The organism is Paenibacillus sp. FJAT-27812 (assembly GCF_001273905.1).
Lineage (GTDB): Bacteria > Bacillota > Bacilli > Paenibacillales > Paenibacillaceae > Pristimantibacillus.
The window spans coordinates 7,086,750-7,110,611 of record NZ_LIGH01000001.1; the positions used below are offsets into that span (position 1 = coordinate 7,086,750).

At 44.3% G+C, this 23,862-nt stretch carries 15 protein-coding genes; 7 read left to right on the forward strand and 8 right to left on the reverse strand.

Going from position 1 to position 23,862, the window contains the following annotated elements:
- Positions 1 to 721 precede the first annotated feature (721 nt).
- From ADU23_RS30540 to ADU23_RS30560, 5 genes are all read left to right on the forward strand, one after another.
- Positions 722 to 1,312 (forward strand): TetR/AcrR family transcriptional regulator, encoded by a 591-nt coding sequence (locus tag ADU23_RS30540; RefSeq protein ID WP_269433152.1) that lies wholly within the window; start codon positions 722 to 724, stop codon positions 1,310 to 1,312.
- A gap of 24 nt (positions 1,313 to 1,336) precedes the next feature.
- The gene (locus ADU23_RS30545; protein ID WP_053377210.1) at positions 1,337 to 2,539 is read left to right on the forward strand and encodes an MFS transporter; all 1,203 of its coding nucleotides are present in this window, start codon (positions 1,337 to 1,339) and stop codon (positions 2,537 to 2,539) included.
- 978 nt (positions 2,540 to 3,517) lie between these two features.
- Positions 3,518 to 4,372 carry an ABC transporter ATP-binding protein gene (locus ADU23_RS30550; protein WP_053377211.1) on the forward strand — a complete coding sequence of 285 codons (855 nt, stop codon included), beginning with the start codon at positions 3,518 to 3,520 and terminating at the stop codon, positions 4,370 to 4,372.
- On the forward strand, positions 4,365 to 5,018 hold the full coding sequence (locus ADU23_RS30555) for an ABC-2 transporter permease (protein ID WP_053377212.1): 654 nt from the start codon (positions 4,365 to 4,367) through the stop codon (positions 5,016 to 5,018). The genes ADU23_RS30550 and ADU23_RS30555 overlap by 8 nt, the downstream gene beginning before the upstream one ends.
- Positions 5,018 to 5,383, forward strand: coding sequence for a GntR family transcriptional regulator (locus ADU23_RS30560; protein ID WP_053377213.1), 366 nt, complete (start codon positions 5,018 to 5,020; stop codon positions 5,381 to 5,383). Before ADU23_RS30555 ends, ADU23_RS30560 begins: the two co-directional genes overlap by 1 nt.
- A gap of 365 nt (positions 5,384 to 5,748) precedes the next feature.
- Here the strand turns inward: ADU23_RS30560 and ADU23_RS34430 are convergent, their stop codons facing one another.
- Complete coding sequence (locus ADU23_RS34430; protein ID WP_053377214.1) at positions 5,749 to 5,970, reverse strand: ABC-2 family transporter protein; 222 nt, start codon at positions 5,968 to 5,970, stop codon at positions 5,749 to 5,751.
- A gap of 328 nt (positions 5,971 to 6,298) precedes the next feature.
- On the opposite strand from ADU23_RS34430, the gene ADU23_RS30570 reads away from it, so the two are divergent.
- Positions 6,299 to 8,059 carry an alpha-glycosidase gene (locus ADU23_RS30570; RefSeq protein WP_053377215.1) on the forward strand — a complete coding sequence of 587 codons (1,761 nt, stop codon included), beginning with the start codon at positions 6,299 to 6,301 and terminating at the stop codon, positions 8,057 to 8,059.
- A 98-nt stretch (positions 8,060 to 8,157) separates the two neighbouring features.
- Here ADU23_RS30570 and ADU23_RS30575 read toward each other — a convergent pair whose 3' ends face one another.
- Genes ADU23_RS30575 through ADU23_RS30605 form a run of 7 tightly spaced genes read right to left on the reverse strand, consistent with a single transcriptional unit; the run spans position 8,158 to position 21,234 of the window.
- Positions 8,158 to 10,137: an alpha-amylase gene (locus ADU23_RS30575; protein ID WP_053377216.1), complete on the reverse strand. Its 1,980-nt coding sequence runs from the start codon at positions 10,135 to 10,137 to the stop codon at positions 8,158 to 8,160.
- Positions 10,118 to 15,091: a non-ribosomal peptide synthetase gene (locus ADU23_RS30580; protein ID WP_053377217.1), complete on the reverse strand. Its 4,974-nt coding sequence runs from the start codon at positions 15,089 to 15,091 to the stop codon at positions 10,118 to 10,120. Before ADU23_RS30580 ends, ADU23_RS30575 begins: the two co-directional genes overlap by 20 nt.
- Positions 15,092 to 15,127: 36 nt before the next feature.
- Positions 15,128 to 16,498 (reverse strand): MATE family efflux transporter, encoded by a 1,371-nt coding sequence (locus tag ADU23_RS30585; protein ID WP_053377218.1) that lies wholly within the window; start codon positions 16,496 to 16,498, stop codon positions 15,128 to 15,130.
- A gap of 29 nt (positions 16,499 to 16,527) precedes the next feature.
- Complete coding sequence (locus tag ADU23_RS30590; protein WP_053377219.1) at positions 16,528 to 17,208, reverse strand: dihydrofolate reductase family protein; 681 nt, start codon at positions 17,206 to 17,208, stop codon at positions 16,528 to 16,530.
- Entirely contained in the window at positions 17,174 to 18,364 is a 1,191-nt protein-coding gene (locus tag ADU23_RS30595; protein WP_053377220.1) for a sugar ABC transporter substrate-binding protein, read from the reverse strand. Before ADU23_RS30595 ends, ADU23_RS30590 begins: the two co-directional genes overlap by 35 nt.
- A gap of 34 nt (positions 18,365 to 18,398) precedes the next feature.
- Positions 18,399 to 19,439 (reverse strand): zinc-dependent alcohol dehydrogenase, encoded by a 1,041-nt coding sequence (locus ADU23_RS30600; RefSeq protein ID WP_053377221.1) that lies wholly within the window; start codon positions 19,437 to 19,439, stop codon positions 18,399 to 18,401.
- 4 nt (positions 19,440 to 19,443) lie between these two features.
- Positions 19,444 to 21,234 carry an alpha-glycosidase gene (locus tag ADU23_RS30605; protein WP_053377222.1) on the reverse strand — a complete coding sequence of 597 codons (1,791 nt, stop codon included), beginning with the start codon at positions 21,232 to 21,234 and terminating at the stop codon, positions 19,444 to 19,446.
- A 400-nt stretch (positions 21,235 to 21,634) separates the two neighbouring features.
- On the opposite strand from ADU23_RS30605, the gene ADU23_RS30610 reads away from it, so the two are divergent.
- Complete coding sequence (locus ADU23_RS30610; RefSeq protein WP_442950638.1) at positions 21,635 to 23,785, forward strand: alpha-amylase family glycosyl hydrolase; 2,151 nt, start codon at positions 21,635 to 21,637, stop codon at positions 23,783 to 23,785.
- Positions 23,786 to 23,862: the final 77 nt, after the last annotated feature.

Here is a 23,862-nt window from a genome sequence, read left to right on the forward strand (position 1 = left end):
GTGAGCGATCGGCAGACGAGGCGCATCTTGCATGAGCTGGTTAATCTGCACATACTCGACATCGCAAGCGGTCAACAACGAGCTCGCACCTACAAGCTTCGATTTTAACGAAAAAACATTGTCGGGACGACGCGGATACACAGAAAGCCTAGCGGACAGAGAAGCCGTTATTTATGGAAATCAGCTATGTATTATGATACTTGCGGACTGAGATTCCTTTATTTACTCATTAAGACGCTAAATTCACTCGTTTGATGGGTAATAACGTYTCTCTTGTCCGCATACACACTCAAAATCAAAAATTCGGACAAATAGCGGAACCTCAGTCCGCGCACAACCGAATTTTTAAACGGTACGGTTTGCACGCCGGCTTTTGCGTCCAATAACGCCTTATAGAAATCAAGCCATTGTGAATAATAATCTCATCAAAATCGCATGCCCGAATCCTGATTCCAGCCGCTTTCGGTCCCCCCCTCATAATGGCTCCACAGTAGCTATCTGCCACGTGTTACCTGTGGACACAATCATGCTTCAATACCCATCCTCCAATAACGGAATGTTCAATTGCTCCCTTGGCAAGAGCAAGAGAACTTCTGATCCGTACATTAAAGGGGCCATGAATATACAATAATCGCTCGACCTTAACCACTGAAAGGAAATTACATTTGCGTTAAAAAAGTAAATTTGATAATATAACTGACGAACGTTCGTTAATATCGAGGTGATTTTATTGAAAAGTAAAGAAATTAAAGACATCGCTTTAAAATTTTTCGCAATCCATGGGTATGAGGGAGCATCTCTGTCTCAAATTGCCGACAATGTCGGCATGAAGAAGCAGTCTCTCTATGCCCATTTCAAAGGGAAAGACGATCTGTTTTTACAGGTTTTACAAGATGCCAAAGAGACAGAAATCTCATCGAAACTAGAATATTTGAGTAAAGTAGATACCCAAAATCCGAAAGCCGATTTATTTGGATACCTGCAATTGGTCATTGATTTGTTTCAACAGAGCGAGCAGTTAAAGTTTTGGCTGCGTATGTCTTTTTTTCCGCCTCAACATCTGGCAACAGCGATTAATGAGGAAGTAATGGATACGGAATTAAAGATTCAATCCGTGCTAGAAAGCAAATTTCAAGCTTGGATTGATGCTAAAGCCATCATGTCAGATGCAGCCTTCATCCCTACGCTTGCTTTCTTAGGTGTAGTTGATTCCATCATGTTAGAGCTTGCATATGGGAATAATGAAAAACGATTGACTGATAAATTACATGCCTCCTGGACTGTATTTTGGAGAGGTATTTCACAGCTATGATTTTACAGAGAGAGGTATTTCTTCATGAAGAAACCATTGAAAGAACAAAAAACAGTCTTACTCATTCTACTCAGTAATATATTCATAGTTTTTCTAGGCGTCGGATTAATTGTTCCCGTTATGCCATCCTTTATGAATATTATGCATTTATCCGGCCAAACGATGGGTTATCTAATGGCGGCCTTTGCGTTTGCACAATTACTCATGTCTCCCCTCGCTGGACGATGGATTGACACCTATGGCAGAAAAAAAATGATCGTAATCGGCTTATTCCTCTTCAGTGTATCAGAGCTGATCTTTGGTTTAGGTACACATGTATCCGTTCTTTATTTATCCAGAATTTTAGGAGGCATTAGCGGTGCATTTATTATGCCGGCTGTAACTGCTTTTGTTGCTGATATTACGTCAGTGGAGGAGAGGCCCAAAGCAATGGGCTATATTTCTGCCGCCATTAGCATCGGATTTATCATTGGCCCAGGCATCGGAGGCTTTATTGCTGAGATGGGCGTGCGTGCCCCGTTCTACTTTGCTGCCGGCTTCGCATTACTAACATGTATTTCATCCCTATTTATTTTAAAAGAGCCACTAACCAAACAGCAGCTTCTGGAAACCGCTCAGCTTAAAAAAGATACCAACTTTGTAAATGATCTCAAACGATCACTTCATCCACTATACATTATTGCCTTTATTATTGTGTTTGTACTCGCCTTTGGTTTATCCGCATATGAGACTGTATTCAGTCTGTATTCTGATCATAAATTTGGCTTCACTCCACGAGATATTGCTGCCATTATTACAATAAGTGCAATTTTCGGCGTAGTCGTTCAGGTCTTTATGTTTGGTAAAATGGTAGATAAACTCGGTGAAAAGAAGCTCATCCAGATTTGCTTAATCGCTGGCGTTCTATTGGCGGTAGCATCCACTATGATCTCAGGCTATTTAGCCATTTTAATAATAACATGCTTCATCTTTCTCGCATTTGACTTGCTACGACCGGCATTAACGACCTATTTATCAAAAACTGCCGAAAAAGAACAAGGATTTATCGCTGGAATGAACTCTACCTATACAAGCTTGGGCAATATCGTCGGACCCGCATTAGGCGGTATATTATTTGATGTAAACATTAACTATCCGTATCTCTTTGCTGCTGTCATTATGTTTATTGGTCTTGTCATTACAATGATGTGGAAAGAAAAACAATCAGCTGGCAGCTTGGCAAAATAATGCGAGAAATAGAGTCGATGAAGTGTATGATCAGCGCCATAAAACAAACGAGAAACAAGATGCCTTTGAAAATGACGTATTTCCCTCTACAATCCGTGATTTGAGGTAATGGTTTGGTGTAGCTTCAGGGGATCGAACCTCTGACCTCATCGCTGCGGTTTCCCGCTACGGGGTGCTACAGCACTAACCTCGTAAATTAGCACATTTGCAGTCAACGTACCATCCATCTTTTCTTCGTTAGAAGTCAAAACGGTCCGGTATGCACGTTACTTTTGCGTCCAATTGCGCCTTTGGAACTCGACAGCCATCTTAAGGTGAGCGATCGGCAGACGAGGCACTCTTACACCAACTGGTTTATCTGCACATACCGGGCACCCTGAGCGCTCAACACCAAGCTCGCACCTACAAACTTCGATTCTTACTTTAAAAAATGCCTCGAAGCAGGAACATCTGATATCTGGAGGACAGAGAATCCGTTATTTATGATAATCAACTAAGTATTATGATACTTGCGGACTGAGGTTCCGTTATTCACTCATAAAAACACAAAATTCACTCGTTTGATGGGTAATAGCGTCTCTCCTGTCCGCATACACACTCAAAATGAATGATTCGGACAAATAGCGGATACTCAGTCCGCTCGCATCAGAAAAGAGTGTTTACGATAGAAATTAAGCCATTGCGGCTATTAATCTCATCAATTTCGCATATCCATCTTGGGATATCCAAGTCTAGCTGATATAGCTGAGGATCATTACCCTGCGCGGACTTTTAGCGGTAGATTCAGACCCCGTGCTTCTCCATTAGAAGCTTTTGCCTTCAAGCCTTCTCCCCTCATTCCGTCCGCGCGAGCGGTCACAGATTCGCTCTATTAAGCCAAACCCAATATGCGCCTTGATAAAAACAATTGACATCAGAACTGCCTCGATGTTATATTGTGCATGCACGATATACACAATTTAGATGGAGGTTGGATATATGCTTGCATTAGATATTAAAAATTTAAATAAAAAATATGAACATTTTCATCTAAAAAACATCACTTTTCAACTGGAAAAGGGCTATATTATGGGATTTATCGGAGCCAACGGCGCGGGAAAAACAACCACTATAAAATCAATTTTGAATTTGCTTCATTTGGATAGCGGCGAAATCCGTATTTTGGGCAAGGAGATGGTCGAACACGAACTCGAATTGAAGCAAGAAATTGGCTCCGCCTTCGGAGACATCGATTTCTATACGCGAAGCAAAATCAAAACGTTAACGAACGTAATCAAAAAGTTCTATCATAATTGGAATGATGAAGCCTATTATAATTACCTGAAAAAATTTAATTTGAATGAAGACAAAAAAATAGCTGAATTATCGACCGGAATGAAAGTAAAATACAGCTTGGCCCTTGCTTTATCACACGGCGCAAAGCTCCTTATTCTTGATGAACCTACAAGCGGACTTGATCCGGTAGCAAGAGATAATCTGTTGGATATATTCCAGGAACTGGTGGAAGATGGCGAAATCAGCATCCTGTTTTCGACTCATATCACATCCGACTTGGAAAAATGCGCTGATTATATTACTTTTATCGATAACGGACAAATCATCAACAGCTCTGAGAAAGAAGAATTTATTGATACCTATCGTTTGGTTAAAGGGCGGTTTGACCAATTGGATTTGATAAAAGACCGGTTAATTTCCTACAAAAAGAATTCATTTGGCTTTACAGGCTTGATTCATACCAGAGACTTTGATCCATCTTTGGATGTGAAGTCAACCTTGCCTAATCTTGAGGAAATTATGATCTATTTTTCGAAAAAGGAGGTTAATCATGTATAACTTACTGATGAAAGAATTAAAGTTGGGCGTAAGTCCTTTCTTTTATGTGATGCCCTTTCTGACAGGCGCCTTAATGCTAATACCCGGATGGTTATATTTCCTTGTCCTCCTTTACTTTTGTTTTATCACGATACCGAATATGTTCGCAGGATATAAAACTCAGAATGATTTGATATTTACGGGCATGCTGCCAGTAACAAAAAAAGACATTGTAAAAGCAAAGATATCCGTTATTGTCATCCTGGAATTAATGCATATTGTTGTTGCAATGATATATGGCATGATTAGCATTCGTTTATATCCGAATATGATCTACTATTTTTTCAAACCATCCTTAGGTTTTTGGGGACTATGTTTCGTCATGATTGCGATCTTCAATATTATCTTTATATCCATGTATTATAAGACTGCATATAAATACGGCGCAGCAGCGATTGCATCCATTACAGCCGCTATGCTGTTTGCTGGAGGCGCAGAATGGCTCGGCATCCAGAATTCGTTCGTGTATGATCTTTTTAAAGGAGCGGGTACTGATCATTTGGCAACTCAATTATCGATCCTGATCGCGGGCATCTTGATATTTGCGATCTTTACGATTATCGCTTATCATATTGCCATCAAACGGTTTGAGAAAGTGGAAATATAATGAATATAGCTATATCGAACACATCTGATAAACCCATTTATCAGCAGCTTTTCGAACAAATCAGCGCACAAATTCTCAAGGGCGAATTAGAAAATGGGTATAGTTTGCCGCCCATACGTCATGCAGCCACGGAACTTCGTGTTAGTATCATTACCGTAAAAAAAGCGTGGGAAGAGCTCGAACGACTTGGTTTGATTTACACCGTTACCGGCAAAGGATGTTTTGTAGCCGAACTCTCGCCCGACGAGATGCTTCAAAAACGCAATGAAATGATCTTGAAGCAAATGGTTATTGACACTTCGTATTACAAATCTTTTGGCCTTACGATTGAAGAAGTTTTTGAGCTTTTGAAGAAAGCTTATTGAAAATGCAGATATGAACAGACAACCACGTCCTGAGGATGTGGTTGTTTTTGTTTTTTTGGTGGAGCCTAGGGGAATCCCATTCACCCACCCGCTCCTTGATATATGTATCCGATATTGAACAAGTTGGCTAAATAGTATAAAAATGGTTTAATTGGTTTGGTTAAATAACTCTAGCCATTAATAACTTCAAACCTTTGTAGCAATAGCCATATAACCAAATAATTAGCTGCGTAACCGACAATTTGACCAACTACTCCTATGATAAATGCCCCTCTATACTCCATTCGCGATTTAATGATCAGTTTCACAAAATGTAGAAACAATCGAATATTCATAACTTCCCACCTTTGATGAACATCTCCACATTAACCACCATGTATAACCAATCTTTTAATTGCTTTATGCCAAAGCAACTTCACCGCTCCCCATAATAATAAAATCCATATGCAGCCCTTTCCCAATATCATCATGACGTTACTCGTTTCAAGCTTCTCCATATATATAACTGTAGGTATAAATCCTAATAATTGAAATGGAAGCAGGTCGGCGATAAATTTCCATTCTAATGAAATGAAAAAGTCGAACATCTCTCAAAGGCAGCTCGCCTCATCACCATCATCCAGCACCGCAAAAACCTTTGAATCACCAGGCGAAAATGTACTTCTGCCGCTACCCATACGCCATCTATAAAAAAAATCCATTTATTATTTATTCTGCCGTTCACTGTAGATGGAGCTCTGTATAAGCCACAGTTCCTTACTTGTAGAAATGTGAATTATTGTTGATATGCGATATCGCATATGCTATAATTAATCAAATTAAAAGGCAATGAAACCTAGGGTTCAACCTCGTTCAAGAATGAGGTTGGGCCCTTTTTTTCATGCCTTTTATCTATTTTAAAGGAGCGATCAAACCATGCAATTAGACGTCATGTATCACAGAATGAAACAAAACTGGTCCTATGCTTACGATGAGAAAACGCTTCATATTCGCCTGCGCACAAAAAGGGATGATGTTGATACTGTCGTCCTACATTGTGGGGATAAGTATGGCTGGGATCATACGAATTCCTCCGTTCCCATGGCGATATTTGCGTCAGATGAACGATTCGATTACTGGGAAGCTGCTATTCAGCCGCGATACCGCAGAACCGTCTATTATTTTGAAATTCGCAGCCAAGAGCAAGTCGTGTATATGCTCGAAAAAGGATTTTTTGATGAGGCCCCTGATGTCATTTATGAAGGATTGTTCGATTTCCCTTTCTTGAATCCTATCGATATTATTTCTCCTCCAGCATGGGTTAAAGACGCGGTATTTTATCAAATCTTCCCTGAGCGCTTCGCTAATGGGGACAAAAGCAATGACCCAGAGGGTGTATTGCCTTGGGGCGGAACACCAACTCCTACTAACTATTTTGGCGGCGATTTGCAAGGCGTACTTGATCATTTGGATTACTTATCCAAGCTTGGCGTTAATGCCATCTATTTCAACCCATTATTCCAAGCCACTACGAATCATAAATACGACACGCAGGACTATTTCAAGGTTGATGCACATTTCGGTACAAATGAGAAGCTCAAAGAGCTGGTTGAAGCCTGTCACCAAAGAGGCATTCGCGTCGTGCTCGATGCGGTATTCAATCATTGCGGCAATACGTTCCCTGCGTTTGTTGATGTTGTCAAAAATGGACCTAAATCCAAATATGCCGATTGGTTCTTCATTCGCGAATGGCCGCTGGATGTGAAGGACGGCATCCCGACCTACGATACGTTTGGCTTTGAACCGATTATGCCGAAGCTGAATACTGAGAATCCAGAAGTACGGGATTATTTGCTTAGTATTGCTCGGTACTGGATCGAAGAAATTGGAATTGACGGCTGGCGGCTTGACGTTGCTAATGAAGTCGATCATCATTTCTGGCGTGAGTTCCGCAAAGCTGTTAAGGAGATCAATCCTGAGGCTTATATTTTGGGAGAAATTATGCATGATTCCATGGCGTGGCTGCAAGGCGATCAGTTTGATGCCGTAATGAACTATCCTTTCACAAACGCACTTTTAAATTTCTTTGCTCATTCTCGGATTGATGCAAAAGGCTTTGCTGATGCCATTCAGCGGCAGATTGCCAGCTACCCGCGCCAAGTCAATGAAACCTCCTTTAATTTACTCGGCAGCCATGACACGACTAGGCTGTTGACGTTGTGCCAAGGCAATAAAGATCGGCTTAAGCTTGCGTATTTGTTTGAATTAACGTTTGTTGGCGCTCCTTGTATCTACTACGGTGACGAGATCGGTATGGATGGCGAACATGATCCTCATAATCGCAAATGTATGGAGTGGGATGTCAACAAGCAAGATCAGAACTTGCTTGCTTTCTTCCAAAACATGATCCATCTTCGTCTGAAGCATGAAGCGCTTCGTACAGGCAGCATCCGATTCTTGGCTCAAAGCAACAAGCAATTGCTGACCTACGAAAGAGAGAATGCCGATGAACGCTTCCTTATCGCGATCAATAATTCGGATGCTGCAGCAGCTTACTCACTTAGTGAGAGCAACGAATATGAATGGATCGATGCGCTTTCCGGTGAGTCTATCAAATCCGGTTCCAAGCAATTAAGCTTGCCAGCTTTCGGATACTCGATTCTTAAAGCTAAGGTTAAAGTTAAAGCTAGCGTGTAACGAAGGGATCGTCTTAAAATGAAAAAAAGGTCGAGATCGGGGTGATAGCCCTGGCTCGTCCTTTTTTTCTCAACACGAAAACTAACCAACTATCCTACTCAACAAGTAAAAATAATCGCCTGATACGGCTGAAGCTTCACCTTATTCGCTGATAGAGCGGCTGATGATAGCTGTCCCTGCCCGAAATGGCTATCAATTCCCACCTTCCACGCCGCATCAACATGCTGTAAAGGCGCCAATGACAGCTCCACAGCCTGTTCTCCACACAGATTAAAGCAGCAAATCAGTCGTTCCTCTTCGTCCATATATCCATACACAACAACATGTTCTGGAGATTCGGCGACAAAAAACTTTTCTGCATCCATCAGATTTCGCTTAAGGCTCTTGAATTCATGAAGCTCAGATAACAACGGAATCATCGATTCCGACTTTGACCAATCAATTTGCATCCGGTTGAAGAACGCCCGCGGAATGTCAGCTCCATCTGTATTATCGCCTAATCCGCAATTCAGCGGCAGCTCCTCGTTCATTTCAAAACCAGTCGTAATATATGGAATTGCATTCGGCAAAAACCCATTAAACACAGCGATCATTCGCGCCAGCGCTACGCCTCCCCTGCTCGTAATACGCGGGGTGTCCGCCGTCTCTGCGCAGGCAAATACATGAATGGCAAGCTGCGGAAGCTCCCGCAAGTATTCGGTTAAGTTGTCTTTGGTAATGTCAGTCATAATGTTCCAGCCACTGCCGAGCATAATGTTATAGCCCACTGCAGCCGCTTTCTGGTGATTACGATTAAATAGATCCTCGCTAATGAGCAGCGCTTTCGGCTTGATTGATTTTACCACATCAAACATCTCATCAAGGAGCGGAACCGGCAGCACATGCCCAATATCGATGCGGAAGCCGTCAATGCCGTACGTGTTTAAATTGAAGCGCAGCCCTTCAATGAGCAAATCCCATAATTCACGGTTCGGCTTCTCTGCCGGGTAATAGTTGCATTTGATCGTATCAAATAATACATAAGGTGCTTGATCCGGTTTAATTAAATGCTCCACAAGCGGATTGTTATCCGCATACAAGCGCAGGAACGTAATGTCCGTCCATATCGGCTGAACATCATTGATCCAGTCCGAATGAGCAGGGGCGGTCGTAATCCCCATCTCCTCTTCAATTAAATGAAGCAACTCCTCGCCTGTCTCTTGGGAACGATGCTTCAACTGCAACCAAAGCTCCTCATTCAGATCATTAGGCGGCAACGAAAATTTCGCTAAAAAAGCTGCCGTTTCTCCACTTCGATACACCGTCTCAAGCTTGTCCGGTTTGCATTCCTCGAAGAAATCAAGCTCAGGAATTGGCGGCGGCGCGAAGCCCTCCAACGCTTCGTTGTGAATCCAATACACCCACTCAGGATGGTTACGAATCAAATCACTGTTTCTTGCAGTGACTCTAGGAATAAAGTCCACCGTCACTTTAATATCAAGGAGATGACATGCTGCTACAAGCGCAGACATTTCATCATTAAGCGTTATTGAAGTCATATCATCCAACAATGGATCATGAAGATTTGGATCGAGTTCGAACATCGATTGTACGGCGTACGGTGATCCGATATCACCTTTTAAGTTAATTGTGCTGTACCGTGTCACCGGGAGCATGTACAAAATGTTGACGCCCATTTGCTTGAGCAGCGGAAGCAGCAGAATCATTTTTAGAAAAGTTCCAGACTCAATGTTTCCGTCATGATCAGTGTCCCAAGCAGTAGAATAACGAACAAGTGAGGAGTAGATTACACTTTCATCCAGATTGGTTGCTTCCTCCAAGTGGTAACGATGTGCGTCTCTGCCCAACTGCTCCAAATGAGCATCCAGAAACGGATAGGCTGCAACCAATATTTCACCTTGCTTCATCTCCAAAATATCCGCATAGCCACAAGTGTTCCAGACAGCTGGCAGCCATAACAGCGTTGTGTTTTCACTAATGCGTGAACGTATAAATGAAGAAATACGAGCCAGCGGGGACATGTCCTCTAGAACCATTGCTTGTTGCTCGGATGGATGATTATGCAGTTTCGTGTTCATTTCCACTTTCACCTTCCCCATCGTAAAAGATAATTTCGGTAAACTCTGTTTGATGATCTGTTGGCTCCCATGTTTTCGAAAATAAACCAACACTAATGACCGGCTCGCTTATTTTAAATGAACAAACTAGCTCCCAGTCCGCTTCACTTTCATGCTTGACTCGGAAATACAGCTCGTCACCACTTGCTTCGATGCACAATCGATGTTTTTCTTGCACATCCAATCTTGCAAACAATTCGTAGTTGTCCGTTCTCTCCGGGTAAAATACACCTAGCAGCTTGCGCCGGGCATTGCCAAACATTATTTTGCTATGATCCTTGAACTTGACGATTAGACCACTATGATAGCATGGGCCGTATTTGTTGCGATTTACCACAGTTGCTTCCATGCGGAATTGCTCCTTCGTCGGTGTTGCGAGTAGCTGAGGTGCTTCATCCTTCACGATCCACGTATCGTCGATTCGGGCTGTCGTATGAATCATGGTGAGGCTGTCCCCTTGCCATACTCCGTTTTGTGCATTCAAATTGAATTCCGCAAAATGGCCGATTCCCGCAGAAGCTTCCTCGTTTAACGACCGTTCACGCAAATTAGCTCCTGCCAGCAATTGCCGAAGTGTATGGAAAAACATCGTCTCCATCTGGGCTATCCGCGTTGCTTCTATTTTAAGGTCTTTCACCTCATACCTGCGATCAGCTACCCGATCAAATAGTGCCAGCCGGAATTGTTCCCATTCCTCGCCGATGGCCATGCTGAGCAAGCGTAATTCATCAATACCCGACTGTTCCACCTGCAAAGATTCCATGAAAGAAAATAATTGATCATAATAGACTGACTTATAGTTAGTCAATGGTATAAGCTTTGTAATTCTGGATGTATCCCTGCGAACCTCGATTTCCTTCAGCATCTCTTCTTCTAAATAAATGATAAGTGAGCTGTCCTGCGTCCAACGCTCCAGCAGTTCCAAATGCTCACATAATAATGAGCGCTTATCCATTGCTTCTTGCACGTCAGCCCGTTCTTCCAGCGATAACAAATACGGAATCGAACCTTCTGGGCACCAATGCTGTGCATAAAAGCGGCTCATGCCGACTAATTGCTCCGTCTGAATGACGAAGTCCTTATAAACCGGCAGCGCCCCTCCTTCAATATGCATATTGTCCAGCATATAAACAAGGTCACGCTTCGCGTCGTAGCCTTTTATAACAAAATAATGCGTATGCGGCTCGCCTAAATAATGATTGGAATAATAAAGCCCATACAAATCCCCGGGAACTAACATCCGCTGCCCGTTCCTCAGCCCTTCCTGCAATAATGCTCTTAGCTCATTAGCATCGTTGAAGGTGACTTTACTTATATCCAATTGAAAAGCTTTTTTCAGCTTTTTCTCATATAAATCCACAAAATCAGCATTCGGCTCTTCCTCACGTTCAAACGGACTTTCTTTCCATTTATCTGCAAAAAAGGTCATATAAAAATTGTAGCGGAACAGGAACAGCTCAAAATATCCGCGTTGAAACGATTCAAACAGTATCGCCATCGGTTTCGTAAAGCAGTTAACCTGCTCCCAGCGATAGGCGTCTCGATTCGTTGTTATCGCGCCATTGATGGCAATGGCGGAAACTACCTCTTTGCTCACCGAAGTGTCTTGCCATGGCTCGAATACAAAAGCTCCATGCCGCTTTCGCAGCCGTTCCGCTAGTCCGCTCGCGGTTGGCTCGGCATACATATCCGATGCTTGTACCGGAATTCCGCGATCCTTCATAACAGAAATAACTTTTAATACATGAAGCGAATGCCCGCCAACTTCAAAGAAGCTGTCGGAATGACTAATATTATGTCCAGCCAAGATGGACAGCCAGCAATTTACAATCGTTCGCTCGAGCGAATATTCGACATCTGCTGCTCCCTCATCCGTTTCGTCAGCTTCAGGCAGCGATACAGTCGCATGCGACGTTGTTAAACGCTTAGCAGCTTCTACGGACATTGCCGCTTCTAGCTTCACTACTTGGGTTTTTGATGTTTGCGATACAGCCATCAAAGCTGCTTGAGCTTGCGATACTCCCGTCGTTTGCGGGTCTGGCAACGCTTTGCGATCCACTTTGCCATTTGGAGTAAGCGGCAATTGCTCCAATTGAATATATCGGGAGGGAAGCATATATCCCGGCAAATGTACCGCCAATTGACTTCTTAGCTCAGAAGACTCAAGCGGTCGATTCACCTTCACATAAGCAATCAACTCCTGAATGCCACTTGGGCTGATCCATACAACGACAGCGGCCATATGAACCGCTTCTAGCATCATCAGGCAGCTTTCAATCTCACCAAGCTCAATCCGATATCCACGAATTTTGACCTGCTGATCCATCCGGCCCAAATGCTGCAATTGCCCGTTTGGCAGCCATTTCGCCAGATCGCCTGTTCGGTACAGCTTTTGCCCAGACTCGAACGGATGCGGCACAAACTTCTCATCCGTCAGCTCCGGCCGATTCCAATATCCCCTTCCTAAGCCATAACCCGAAATACAGAGCTCACCAGCCATGCCGATCGGCAGCAGCTCCTGATGTTCACCTAAAATATAAACGGAGGTATTGGCGATCGGTCGCCCAATCGTAATCGCTTCTTCGCTTGTTAGCTCCTGCATCGTAGACCAAACGGTCGTTTCTGTTGGTCCGTACATATTAAATAATCTTGCATTTGTAAGCTGCGTAAGCTGCTCGCGCAGCACAGCCGGAAATGGTTCTCCGCCGAGCAAAATATAGTTCAAACGGCCAAGTGCCTCTGCCGCTCCCTCATCCGCAAGCAATAACAGCATTCGGGAGGGGGTCGTTTGCAGCCATTGTATCCGCTCGTTAACGATTAGCTTATTAAGCAAAGCGCCATCCACTTGCTCAGCCTCGTCTGCAATTACAATTTTCATGCCAAAAGCAAGGGGGGCTAACGTTTCCAATACAAAAATATCAAACGATATCGTCGTCACGCACAGCATGATTGCCCCTTCTTCAAACGGCAGCTGTTCCTTCATCGCCGCTATGAAATTAATGAGGGAATGATGCTGAATCATTACGCCTTTGGGCTTTCCGGTAGATCCTGACGTATAGATCATATAGGCCAAATGGTCTGGTGTATTAACAAATGACAACTGGTCATTATAGCGATCACCGCCGTCTATCGATTCATCCAACGGCTCATCAATAGATACCTCTAGACATTTTATCCCTAGCTCTGCCATTTCCTTTTGCTGGCGAAGCCCTCGCTGAACAAGCATCGTCTGTGCGCCGCTATCCTCCAGCAAATAAGCAATTCGATCACGTGGATATGCAGGATCAATCGGCAAATAAGCGCCACCCAATAGTAAGACGCCATAAATAGCGACGATCATCTCTATTGAACGATTCGCCATTATAGCAACGATACGATTAGGACCTGCACCCGACTCGCGCAATTGCCAAGCGATTTGATCCGCTCTTTGATTCAGCTCCGAGTACGTCATCTCTTGATCCTTAAATGCCAGAGCAATGGCGTCTGGCCTTTGCGCAGCCCCTTCCTTCAACCATTCCACAATTGACTGGTAACGCGGCAGCTCAAGCTTTGTCTCATTGAATGCATAGAGCTGCTGCCGCCTTTCATCCTCAAGAACAACAGATAAGGAACTTATTCGTTGCTCAGAGTTATTAAGCAATTGCCTCAATAGATGACGCAGCACAGCAATCGTTTTCCCAATTGACTCATCTGTAAACAGGCTAGTCTTATATTGGATATCGATGGTATAGTCATTCTCGCCATTCCAATCATTGATAACAAATTGCAGCGCATTGCCCTGATTACCGCTATATACTTCGCGATGTTTTACAGCCATGCCATCCAGCTCTGTCAACAAAGTTGTATTAAACACGTTAACGGAAACTTGAAATACTTGCTCCAGACCAATCTTGCGCAGCTCAAGCAGCTGAACAAGCAGATCATAAGGATACTTCTGATGAGAGTGACTCCGCCGAATGATACGATTAAGTCTCTCAAAAAAAAGAGATACCTGCTCAGTTGCATCCATCTGTACTCGCAATGGCATCGTACTGGTGAATACACCAAATATTTTCTTCTCCAATTTCCCACTGCGATTAAATACTGGCGTCCCGATGACGAGATCATCCCGCATAAGCGTTCGTTGCAAATAAAGCAGGACAAGCCCAGTCAGCATCGTATTTTCCGTACAGCCAAGCTTCTGCGCCAGCTTTCTGAGCGTCCCCGTATCTTCTTCCCCTAATCGGAATGATTGCCTCGCGCCTGCCATGCAGCTGCTGCTGTCCTCTGGGAACATCGGCTCTGGCAAATGCTGAAGACTTTCTTGCCAAAATAATCGATCACGCTCTGCGCGGCTGGAAGCCAAATACGTTTGCTCCTGATGTCGCCAGCTCAAATATCCGGTAGCCTCTTCATCAAGAACATTCTCACCCTGCATCAATAGCTGCTCATAGCTCTTGCCAATACCATCAATAAATAATTGCAGAGACCAGCCATCCCCGATCATATGATGAAACAACGTCAAGAAACCGCAATGCTGCTCACTAATACGGAAGATCGTAATCCGAAATAAGCAGCCGTCCATGAGGGGAATAGGCGTATTCTCCTCACGGTTTAACCATTGCTGCATGGCTTGCTCGGGATCATCTTCTACTGAGAAATCCATAAATGCTGTAACGTCTTCTGCAAGTCCACTCTGTACGAATTGCTTCAGCTCGCCGTCCTCTTGTACGAATCGAAGCCGAAACGCTTCATGCTGATGGAGAACCAAACGAATCGCATGCTCCAGCAGCTTAAAATCCACTTCGCCCTCGATCCGGCTTAAACAGCCCACGACATGAATAGGGCTTGCTTCATACCGTTGCTCCACGTAACTAATCCGCTTCTGAGGATGTGTTAAAGGAACTAGCTGCACCTCATTTAACACAGATTCCATATTTAATCCCTCCTTTGCGCATCATGTTAGCGACATCTATGCAGATATGCTTTCCTCACTAGTCGTTAAATTACGTACCCACTTACCTGAGCGGAGCCGCTGCCAGCCAATGACGAACCGAACTAATTCTTCCAATGAGAGGAAAAAATATACCCAGAAAATCGGCTGCTTCCATACAACGGACAGCAGTAAGCCAAGCGGTACGCCGACCAGCCACGTAGCGGCCGATTCCATTGCAAAGACGAATTTGCTGTCTCCTCCACTTTGCAACACGCCTCCAGCCATAATCATATTGGCAACCTTCACCCAAATAAACGCTGCGAACACCCACAAAATATAAACGGAAAGCTGATCTGCTTCTGCGGATACCTGGAACAATTTCGTGTAAAGCGGCGCAATTAGAGCAATCACCACACCTAATACAAATGCGGCAGCAATACCAAACCGAATAAGCCGCTTAGCATATTGTTGCGCAATTACAGGTTCGCCAGCTCCGAGCTTATTGCCAACCATAACAGCAGCAGCCCCGCTAATACCGGTCAATAAGCCAATCATTAATCCTTGCAACGGGAACGTAATCGTCATCGCTGTCATTTCAACCGTGCCCATGCGGCTGTAAATAATCGCATAAACCGCCTCACTTAAAACCCATACCAATTCAGTCAGTACAAGCGGATACATCGTAATGAGAAACTTGTTTGCGAGCGGCCTTGAAATGCTACCCAGCTCTTTAAGTGACGTGCCGCCAGGCAGACGATATTTGTAGACGGACCCAATAATAAGCATGCTTTCAACTGCACGTGAGATTAAGGTGGCATAAGCCGACCCTGCCAGCCCTAATTTCGGCAAGCCAAAATGACCAAAGATGAGCAAATAATTCAACACAATATTCAAAATGACCGTAAATAAACTAATATACATAGGAAACTTCACATGCCCTGTACTCCGCAGCATTGCAGAGTACAACATCGTCAGCATGGCTGGAACGAAGCTAATTGCAATAATTTGCAAATAAATGCGCCCATCGCTAAGAATGCTGCTATCCTTCGTAAACAAGGACAATAACAAGTCTGGTTTGGCAATGATTATTGCCGCGAACACTAGCGATAAAGCGAGACCAATAGCGAGTCCAAGGCCAAGCAGCTGCGAGATGCTTTTCCGATCCTTGCTGCCCCAATATTGCGCCACATAAATCGAAAGCGCACCAGCAAGGCCAGCTAATACAACCGATACAACGCTGTTAATTTTGCTCGCAATACCTACCGTTGCAATAGCGGTATCGCCAAGCTGTCCGACCATCACTTGATCCGTCATAAACAGCAATGACATCACTAAGCTTTGAAGCGTAATCGGAACAGCCAGTTGGAGAAGTGTTTTATAAAAACTATTATTTTCGGCTTTAGCCATGTCTGTGCCTCTTTCCTAGCAATAACTTATCAGCTTATCAATTCATTCGCTGCTTCTGATCTTACATAACGCATTAACGTATAATTTCTTTTAATTTGAATATCTGCTACTTCAAATTTTTTCGTATACGACAAATCATTGTAGCCTTGGCCGTCTACGAGCGAAATGTTCGAGGCACCGCCGATAATGATTGGAAGCTGCATCAAAATAATTTCATCAACTAAATCAAGATCAAACACATGCCAGTTCAGCATGCCTCCCCCTTCTACCATCAAATGACGGAATCCATAATTCTTTTCTAGCAAAGGGAATAGTTTTCCGAAATCGACAAGCTCTTGACCGCATACGATCACCTCTTTGCCCCGGCTCCGAATCCATTCCTTCTTCTCTTCGTCTGCTCCTTGCTCTGTCGTTATCATAATGGTACGTTCATCGTCCATAAATATATTGCTGTCGAGCGGCAAATCCATCGTTCTAGTCGGCACGAGACGAACCGGATTTTTTCCCGTTTCATAACGATTCGTTAGAAAGGGATTGTCTGTACAAATCGTATTTTTGCCGACCATTATCCCGTCCACTTGCCCACGAAAGCGATGAATGAACTCCATATCCTCCTGCGTAAACAATTGAAACAATTCCTTGCTTGAATACCCGCTTCCGAACGTTAATTTGCCATCAATGGACACTTGGCTGAACACGGTTACTTTCATTCCTTTCATCCTCCTCTTTTTTTTCAAGCAAAAACTGCTCGATCTGCGCCACAACTTCCTCCGACACACCCACCATCTTGCGACAAGCGCCCTCAGCATTCCCCTGCTCTAGCTCCGCTAGACCTGCTTCCATACCTACCCAAGCTGCAATCATGAACGGGCTGACCGGAATCGGTCTACTCGCGTTCGCCATCGCAATTAAGTTTTGTCTGTTCGGGTCTGCGGTCGCTTGAAGCTTCTCCATCGCTCCCGTCCGTACAGGAATTCGCTGTGCCCGCTCTGCCCAAGCAAGCTGGCTCTCATCCTCCAGCAGGAACGCAGCAAACTTGCGAATATCGTCGCCAAGACTTGTGTTAATGGAATCGTTGGGGAAAATAAGTCCAATTGAAGAGGACATCGAAAAGGAAGCTTTGCCAGCAATCGCAGGCAAATGTGCAACTCCCAGCTCATCGCCCATCTCGCGCTGCAAGTAGTTGTAAATCCACTCGCCCGTAATAATTGCACTGATTTGTCCAGCTAAAAACTGCTCCAGCAGCTCGGTCGCACCGTCAAAGCTTTTTAATACGCCTTTTTCTCGTTGATTATGAACGTAGGCGATAGCCGCCTCCATCTCAGGGGTGCCTAGGCTCGGTTTATTGTTATGCATCGGCCAGCCGCCAAACGCTGTCAGCAACGGGATGAAGCTGTACGACTGCTTGATATCTATTCCAACAGGTGTAATTCCTTTGTCATTCAGCTCCGCAGAACGCTCGCTCCACTCCTGCCAATCCAGTGGCGGATTCTTGTACAACCCGCGATTATAATATAAAGCTAGATGGTTGCCTGTCAGAATAGGCAATCCTGCTTGATAGCCGTCCACCAGCATCGATTGTAAAACATGCTCACCAATAATCCCCTCATACCAAGCAAGCGGAACCGCAGACAACAAAGCACTTTCCTTGTATGACGCCATGTCTGAAGGGACGATTGCCATATGAGGCCCTTCTCCTGTCCGATGAATATGCTTTATTCGCTCCCCCAGCTCCGTAATGCTCATTGACTCCAGCCTAATATGTACGCCATGCTGCTCCTCGAATTTTTCACATAGCTGCTCAAGCACTTCAATAGACGTATCTCCTTGCCCATCAAATTCATGCCAAATAACAAGCTCCGTCAATTCATCATCCCCTTATCTTTCATCCATTTGTATCTCAAGGAATAAATACGGTTTTCATCGTTTCCTTCACTTGCCCGCTCTCTTGCGCTTTGCTTACGTTCAGCAGCTCCGCAATTGCTATTTCATGCTCATCAAGTCGGTACCTCTTCGTAACCATGCCGTCTAGCTCATTCAATTCCGAAGCAAGCTTAAGCGCGTCTTGAAACGTATTCAGATATTCACCTGCTCCAATCACCTTAATCCCTTGCTGCAAATAGCTCGTCGGCTTGAACGTATGCTGGAAGCCAGCATGAATGCCAAACGGAACAATTCGGCCACCCCTGTCAACAAAACGTTCTGCGGTATGAAATTGATTGCCTACAGCATCAATAACAACGTCGAATTTACGCTCACCTAACCATTTGCTGACAATCGCTTCATTCAACAGCTCCGGGTGAATCGCAACGTCTGCGACAGAAGCTGCTTGCTGAAGACGGTGGGGATTCACCTCTGTAGCTGCTACGAAGCCAGCCCTTCTTTTGCCTACAATTTGACATAGCAGTCCCATTGGACCAGAGCCAAGCACGAGTACAGCATCGTCAGTACGCACTTGCGCCTCATTGTAATTGTGCAGAACGCATGCCAAAGGCTCAATGAATACCGCTTGTTCCCAGGTCATATGATCCGGTATAAGATGTACAAACTGCTCATCCGTTACGAAAAAACGCGCAAACGTTCCTGACTCTGTGATGCCGGATATAGCCATTCCATCTCCATTTACCCCAGAGCATAAATGTGGTTTGTCCCTTCTGCAAAATCGGCATCGTCCGCAGTTTTTGTTCGGGTCAATGACTACCCGGTCGCCTACGCGTATGCTAGAAACCTCCCTCCCGACTTCAACGACAACACCTGCCGCTTCATGCCCTCTAATGACGTCATAGTCTCCCCTCTCCTTGCCTGCTGCCACAGCGAGATCTGTTCCACATATTCCAGTCATCGCAATTTCAACCTTTACTTGCCAAGGTGATCCGATCTGAGGCTCCAGAGCAGTGATAAGCTCCAGCCTATTACTGCGTGACCACACAATTGCTTCCATTCGATTACGCTCCTTTTCTAGAGTTGTGCACAGTGTTATGGGTCGTGTGACGCCGGAGCAGCCGATAACCAAATGCAGGCAGTTCCATCGCAAGCATCCCCGCTTTCGCAATCAGCACCTCGCCTGACCACACATCCACCCAATGCCCATCAGCATTCGTATCCTTTACCGATACGGGCAATGCTGCGGCTTGCTCGGATACATTCATCGCTACGATAAAATGCTCGCTGTCATCCCATCGCTCATAAGCGATTTTATGATCTCCCGCTTCCGCATGCAAAAACCGATATCCACCATAACGAAGTGCTGAATATTGCTTGCGCAAAACGATCATTTGTTGATAGAACTCAAATAATTGGCTGTCTTGACGATCCTCATCCCAAATCATGCAGCGCCGATTATCTGGGTCATCTCCCCCGCTCATCCCAATCTCATCACCATAATAAATACACGGCGCACCGTAGTACGTGAATTGAAACAATACGGCCTGCTTTAGCTGCTCCGTATTGCCTTGACACAGAGTCAGCATTCGCGCTGTATCATGACTCCCTAGCAACTGGAAGGACGCCTCCACTACTTGCAGCGGATAAGCAACCATTTGGGCGCTTACGGTATCAGCAAATTCCTTGCCATCGATTCGACGAGCAGCAAAGAACTGAATAGCGCTATAACGAACAGGGTAATCCATCACCGCATCCAGCTGGTCCCCTTGCAGCCAAGCCATCGCATCATGCATCATTTCACCAACCAAATACACATCCGGCTTAATCGCTTTTACCGAATCTCGAAACGTTCTCCAAAACCGATGATCAATTTCGTTCGCAACATCGAGCCTGAATCCGTCAATATCACATGTTTTTAGCCAAAACACTGCTATATTAACTAAATATTCAATCAATTCTGAATTTGATGTGTTGAACTTTGGCAAGTTAGCTTCGTAACCGAACGTTTCATACGCCGGTGCGTCGCTCTGCTTATTCCATTCATCCCTCCATATAAACCAGTCCGCATATGGTGATAGCCGCTTATTTTTCATCACATCGACAAATGGCGGAAACGCATGTCCACTGTGATTGAACACAATATCAAGCAGCACTCGAATGCCTCGTTGATGGCACTCATCCACCAGCTTTTTTAACAATTCATTATCGCCAAACTGACGATCTATGTTGTAATAATCTGCTGTATCATACTTATGATTCGTCTCCGCCTGGAACAATGGAGTAAAGTAAATACATGTAATGCCAAGCCTCGTCAAGTAATCCAACCGATCAAGCACGCCTCGCAAATCACCGCCGAAAAAATTAAGTTTCGTAGATGTCGCTTCCCATTGCTCGGTCTGCACTGGATCGTTAGCATGATCACCATTAGCAAATCGATCAGGGAAAATTTGATACAATACAGCATCCTTCACCCAAGCCGGTGGAGTGATTCTGTCACTCTCATGTGCATAGGGGTATTCAAAATTACCAAAATCATATTCTGCCGCATATTCCTTGCACCAACGCTCCGCGTAATACAGCGATTGATCTCCTGCATGCAGCAGAAACCGGTAGCTAAGCCTGCCGAATATTGGCTGTACTTGTACTTCCCAATAATCATAAAGTGCATCAGACAGCAGCTTGTACATATCAGCCTTTTGTTCTGTCTTGTACCAGTTATACTTGTCCCCATAACAAACCTGAACACTTTCGACATCATTTTTCATCGTCCGCAGCCTTAAATAAACGACATTTTGTTCATAAATAAATGCCCAATTTTGCTTGTGTCTATGGTACAGCGCCTCTACGTTCAATCCGTTCACCTCTTTCTTGAAACAAAAAAAAAGCACAACCTCGACTAGCCGAGGTTGTACTTTTCAGTAGCATTGCCTGCATTTGAGATTGAGTATAGCATCAAAAAATTGTAAATTCAATATGTTATTTACTAAAAAAAAAATCAAACGGGCTATTGACAATCAACGCATTTCACTCATAAAATATTAGTCATAACCACGAAAGTTTCCAAAAATAAGGGCTATGCCTTTTTGAACCGATATGCGGTTTAAGAACAACCCCGGATCTCTTTTTTTTAAGAGAACGCTCCGGGGTTGTTTTTGTTTTGGGAACAAAGTCAAATAAGGGGGGAATAATAACGGCTCCAAGCAACAACCATCAAAATTGTAAGCGAATACAAAAAAGAAAGGTGTGTTCTTAGTGGCTCAAAAAATTTCGAGACCCGTCATTTATCTACTATTTGCTCTATTGCTATCACTTGCCCTGCTTACGCCTATCGGCAGTAAATCTATTGTTGAATCAGCACCAGCTACATCTGTTCAAAACAAACAAAACTTCTCTACGGATGTCATTTATCAGATCGTAACCGACCGTTTCTCTGACGGCAACGCAGCTAACAATCCGACAGGAAACGCTTTCTCTGCAGGATGTGCCAACATGCGTGTCTATTGCGGCGGAGACTGGGCTGGTATCGTAAACAAAATTAACGACAACTATTTTACCGATATGGGTATTACAGCACTTTGGATTTCACAGCCGGTTGAAAATATTTTTTCTGTTATCACAAACTCTGGCGTTCACAATACTCCATATCATGGATATTGGGCACGCGATTTTAAAAAGACGAATCCTGCTTTTGGCAGCATGACGGATTTTCAAAATCTGATCAATGCAGCGCATGCCAAAAACATCAAAATCGTCATCGATTTTGCACCAAATCATACCTCGCCTGCATCAGAAGATGATCCTTCGTTTGCCGATAACGGCAGGCTTTACAATAATGGAACATTAGTTGCAGGCTACACAGGCGATACTAACGGCATCTTCCATCACAATTTAGGAACAAACTTCTCGTCCACAGAAGATGGCATTTACCGCAATTTGTACGATCTTGCCGATATTAGCCATAACAGCAACACAATCGATACTTACTTTAAAGATTCCATTAAGCTTTGGCTGGATATGGGCATTGACGGCATTCGTGTTGATGCAGTAAAACATATGCCTTTCGGCTGGCAGAAGAGCTGGATGTCTTATATTCATAATTACAAGCCTGTTTTTACTTTCGGGGAATGGTTCCTTGGAACTAACGAAATTAGCCAAGAGAATTACAGTTTCGCAAATAATTCAGGGATGAGCTTGCTGGACTTTGAGTTCGGTCAGAAGGTACGCCAAGTGTTCCGCGACAATACAGCAAATATGTATAATTTGGACACTATGATCTCTGGCACTGCTTCTGCTTATACGCAAGTAGCCGATCAAGTTACTTTTATCGACAATCATGATTTAGACCGCTTCCAAGTAACAGGTGCATCCGGCCGCAAGCTGGAACAAGCGCTTGCATTCACTCTAACTTCACGCGGCGTTCCTGGTATCTACTACGGTACAGAACAATATTTGACAGGCAATGGCGACCCTAACAATCGCGGCATGATGAATTCCTTCAGCAAAACAACAACGGCATACAATGTCATTAAGAAGCTGGCGCCGCTTCGCAAATCGAACCCAGCAATGGCTTACGGTTCGACGCAGCAGCGCTGGATCAACAACGATGTATATGTTTATGAGCGCAAATTCGGCAACAATGTTGCTGTGGTTGCTATTAACCGTGGCGGCTCAAGTGTTTCCATCAACGGATTGCTTACTTCTTTGGCAGCAGGCACGTATGCCGATGTTCTTGGCGGAACGCTGAACGGCAACAGCATAACAGCTGCAAGCGGTGGTGCAGTTAATACCTTCTCACTTGCTGCAGGCGCAGTTGGTGTATGGGAATACACAGCAGCATCTGCTGCTCAAATCGGAAACTTCGGTCCAGAAATGGGCAAAGCAGGAAACACTGTAACAATCGACGGAACAGGCTTTGGCGCAACAAAAGGAACCGTATTCTTCGGAACAACTGCTGTAACTGGCGCTAATATCACTTCATGGGAAGATACACAAATTAGAGTTATCGTTCCAAGCGTAGCAGCGGGCAAATACAATGTGATGATCCGTACAGCAGCGTCTGTAGACAGCAATGCTGTTGCTAGCTACAACGTGCTTACAGGCACACAGGTAACCGTTCGTTTCGTAGTAAACAACGCTACAACTGTCCCTGGCGAAGCCATTTATCTTGCTGGAAATGTAGCAGAACTTGGCGGATGGGATACGAATAAAGCGATTGGCCCTATGTACAATCAAGTCATCTATTCTTACCCAACTTGGTACTTTGATGTGAGTGTGCCAGCAAATACGACTTTAGAATACAAGTACTTCAAGAAAAATGGTTCGACAGTCACTTTCCAAGGCGGAGCGAATAAGACATTCGTCACTCCAGCAAGCGGAGTTGCTACCGTTACAATTGAATGGTAATCGCTTAACATCCTGATCAACTAGAGCCGCAACAAAAATCCCGCAGGACTCATCTATTCGAGATGATGTTCCTTGCG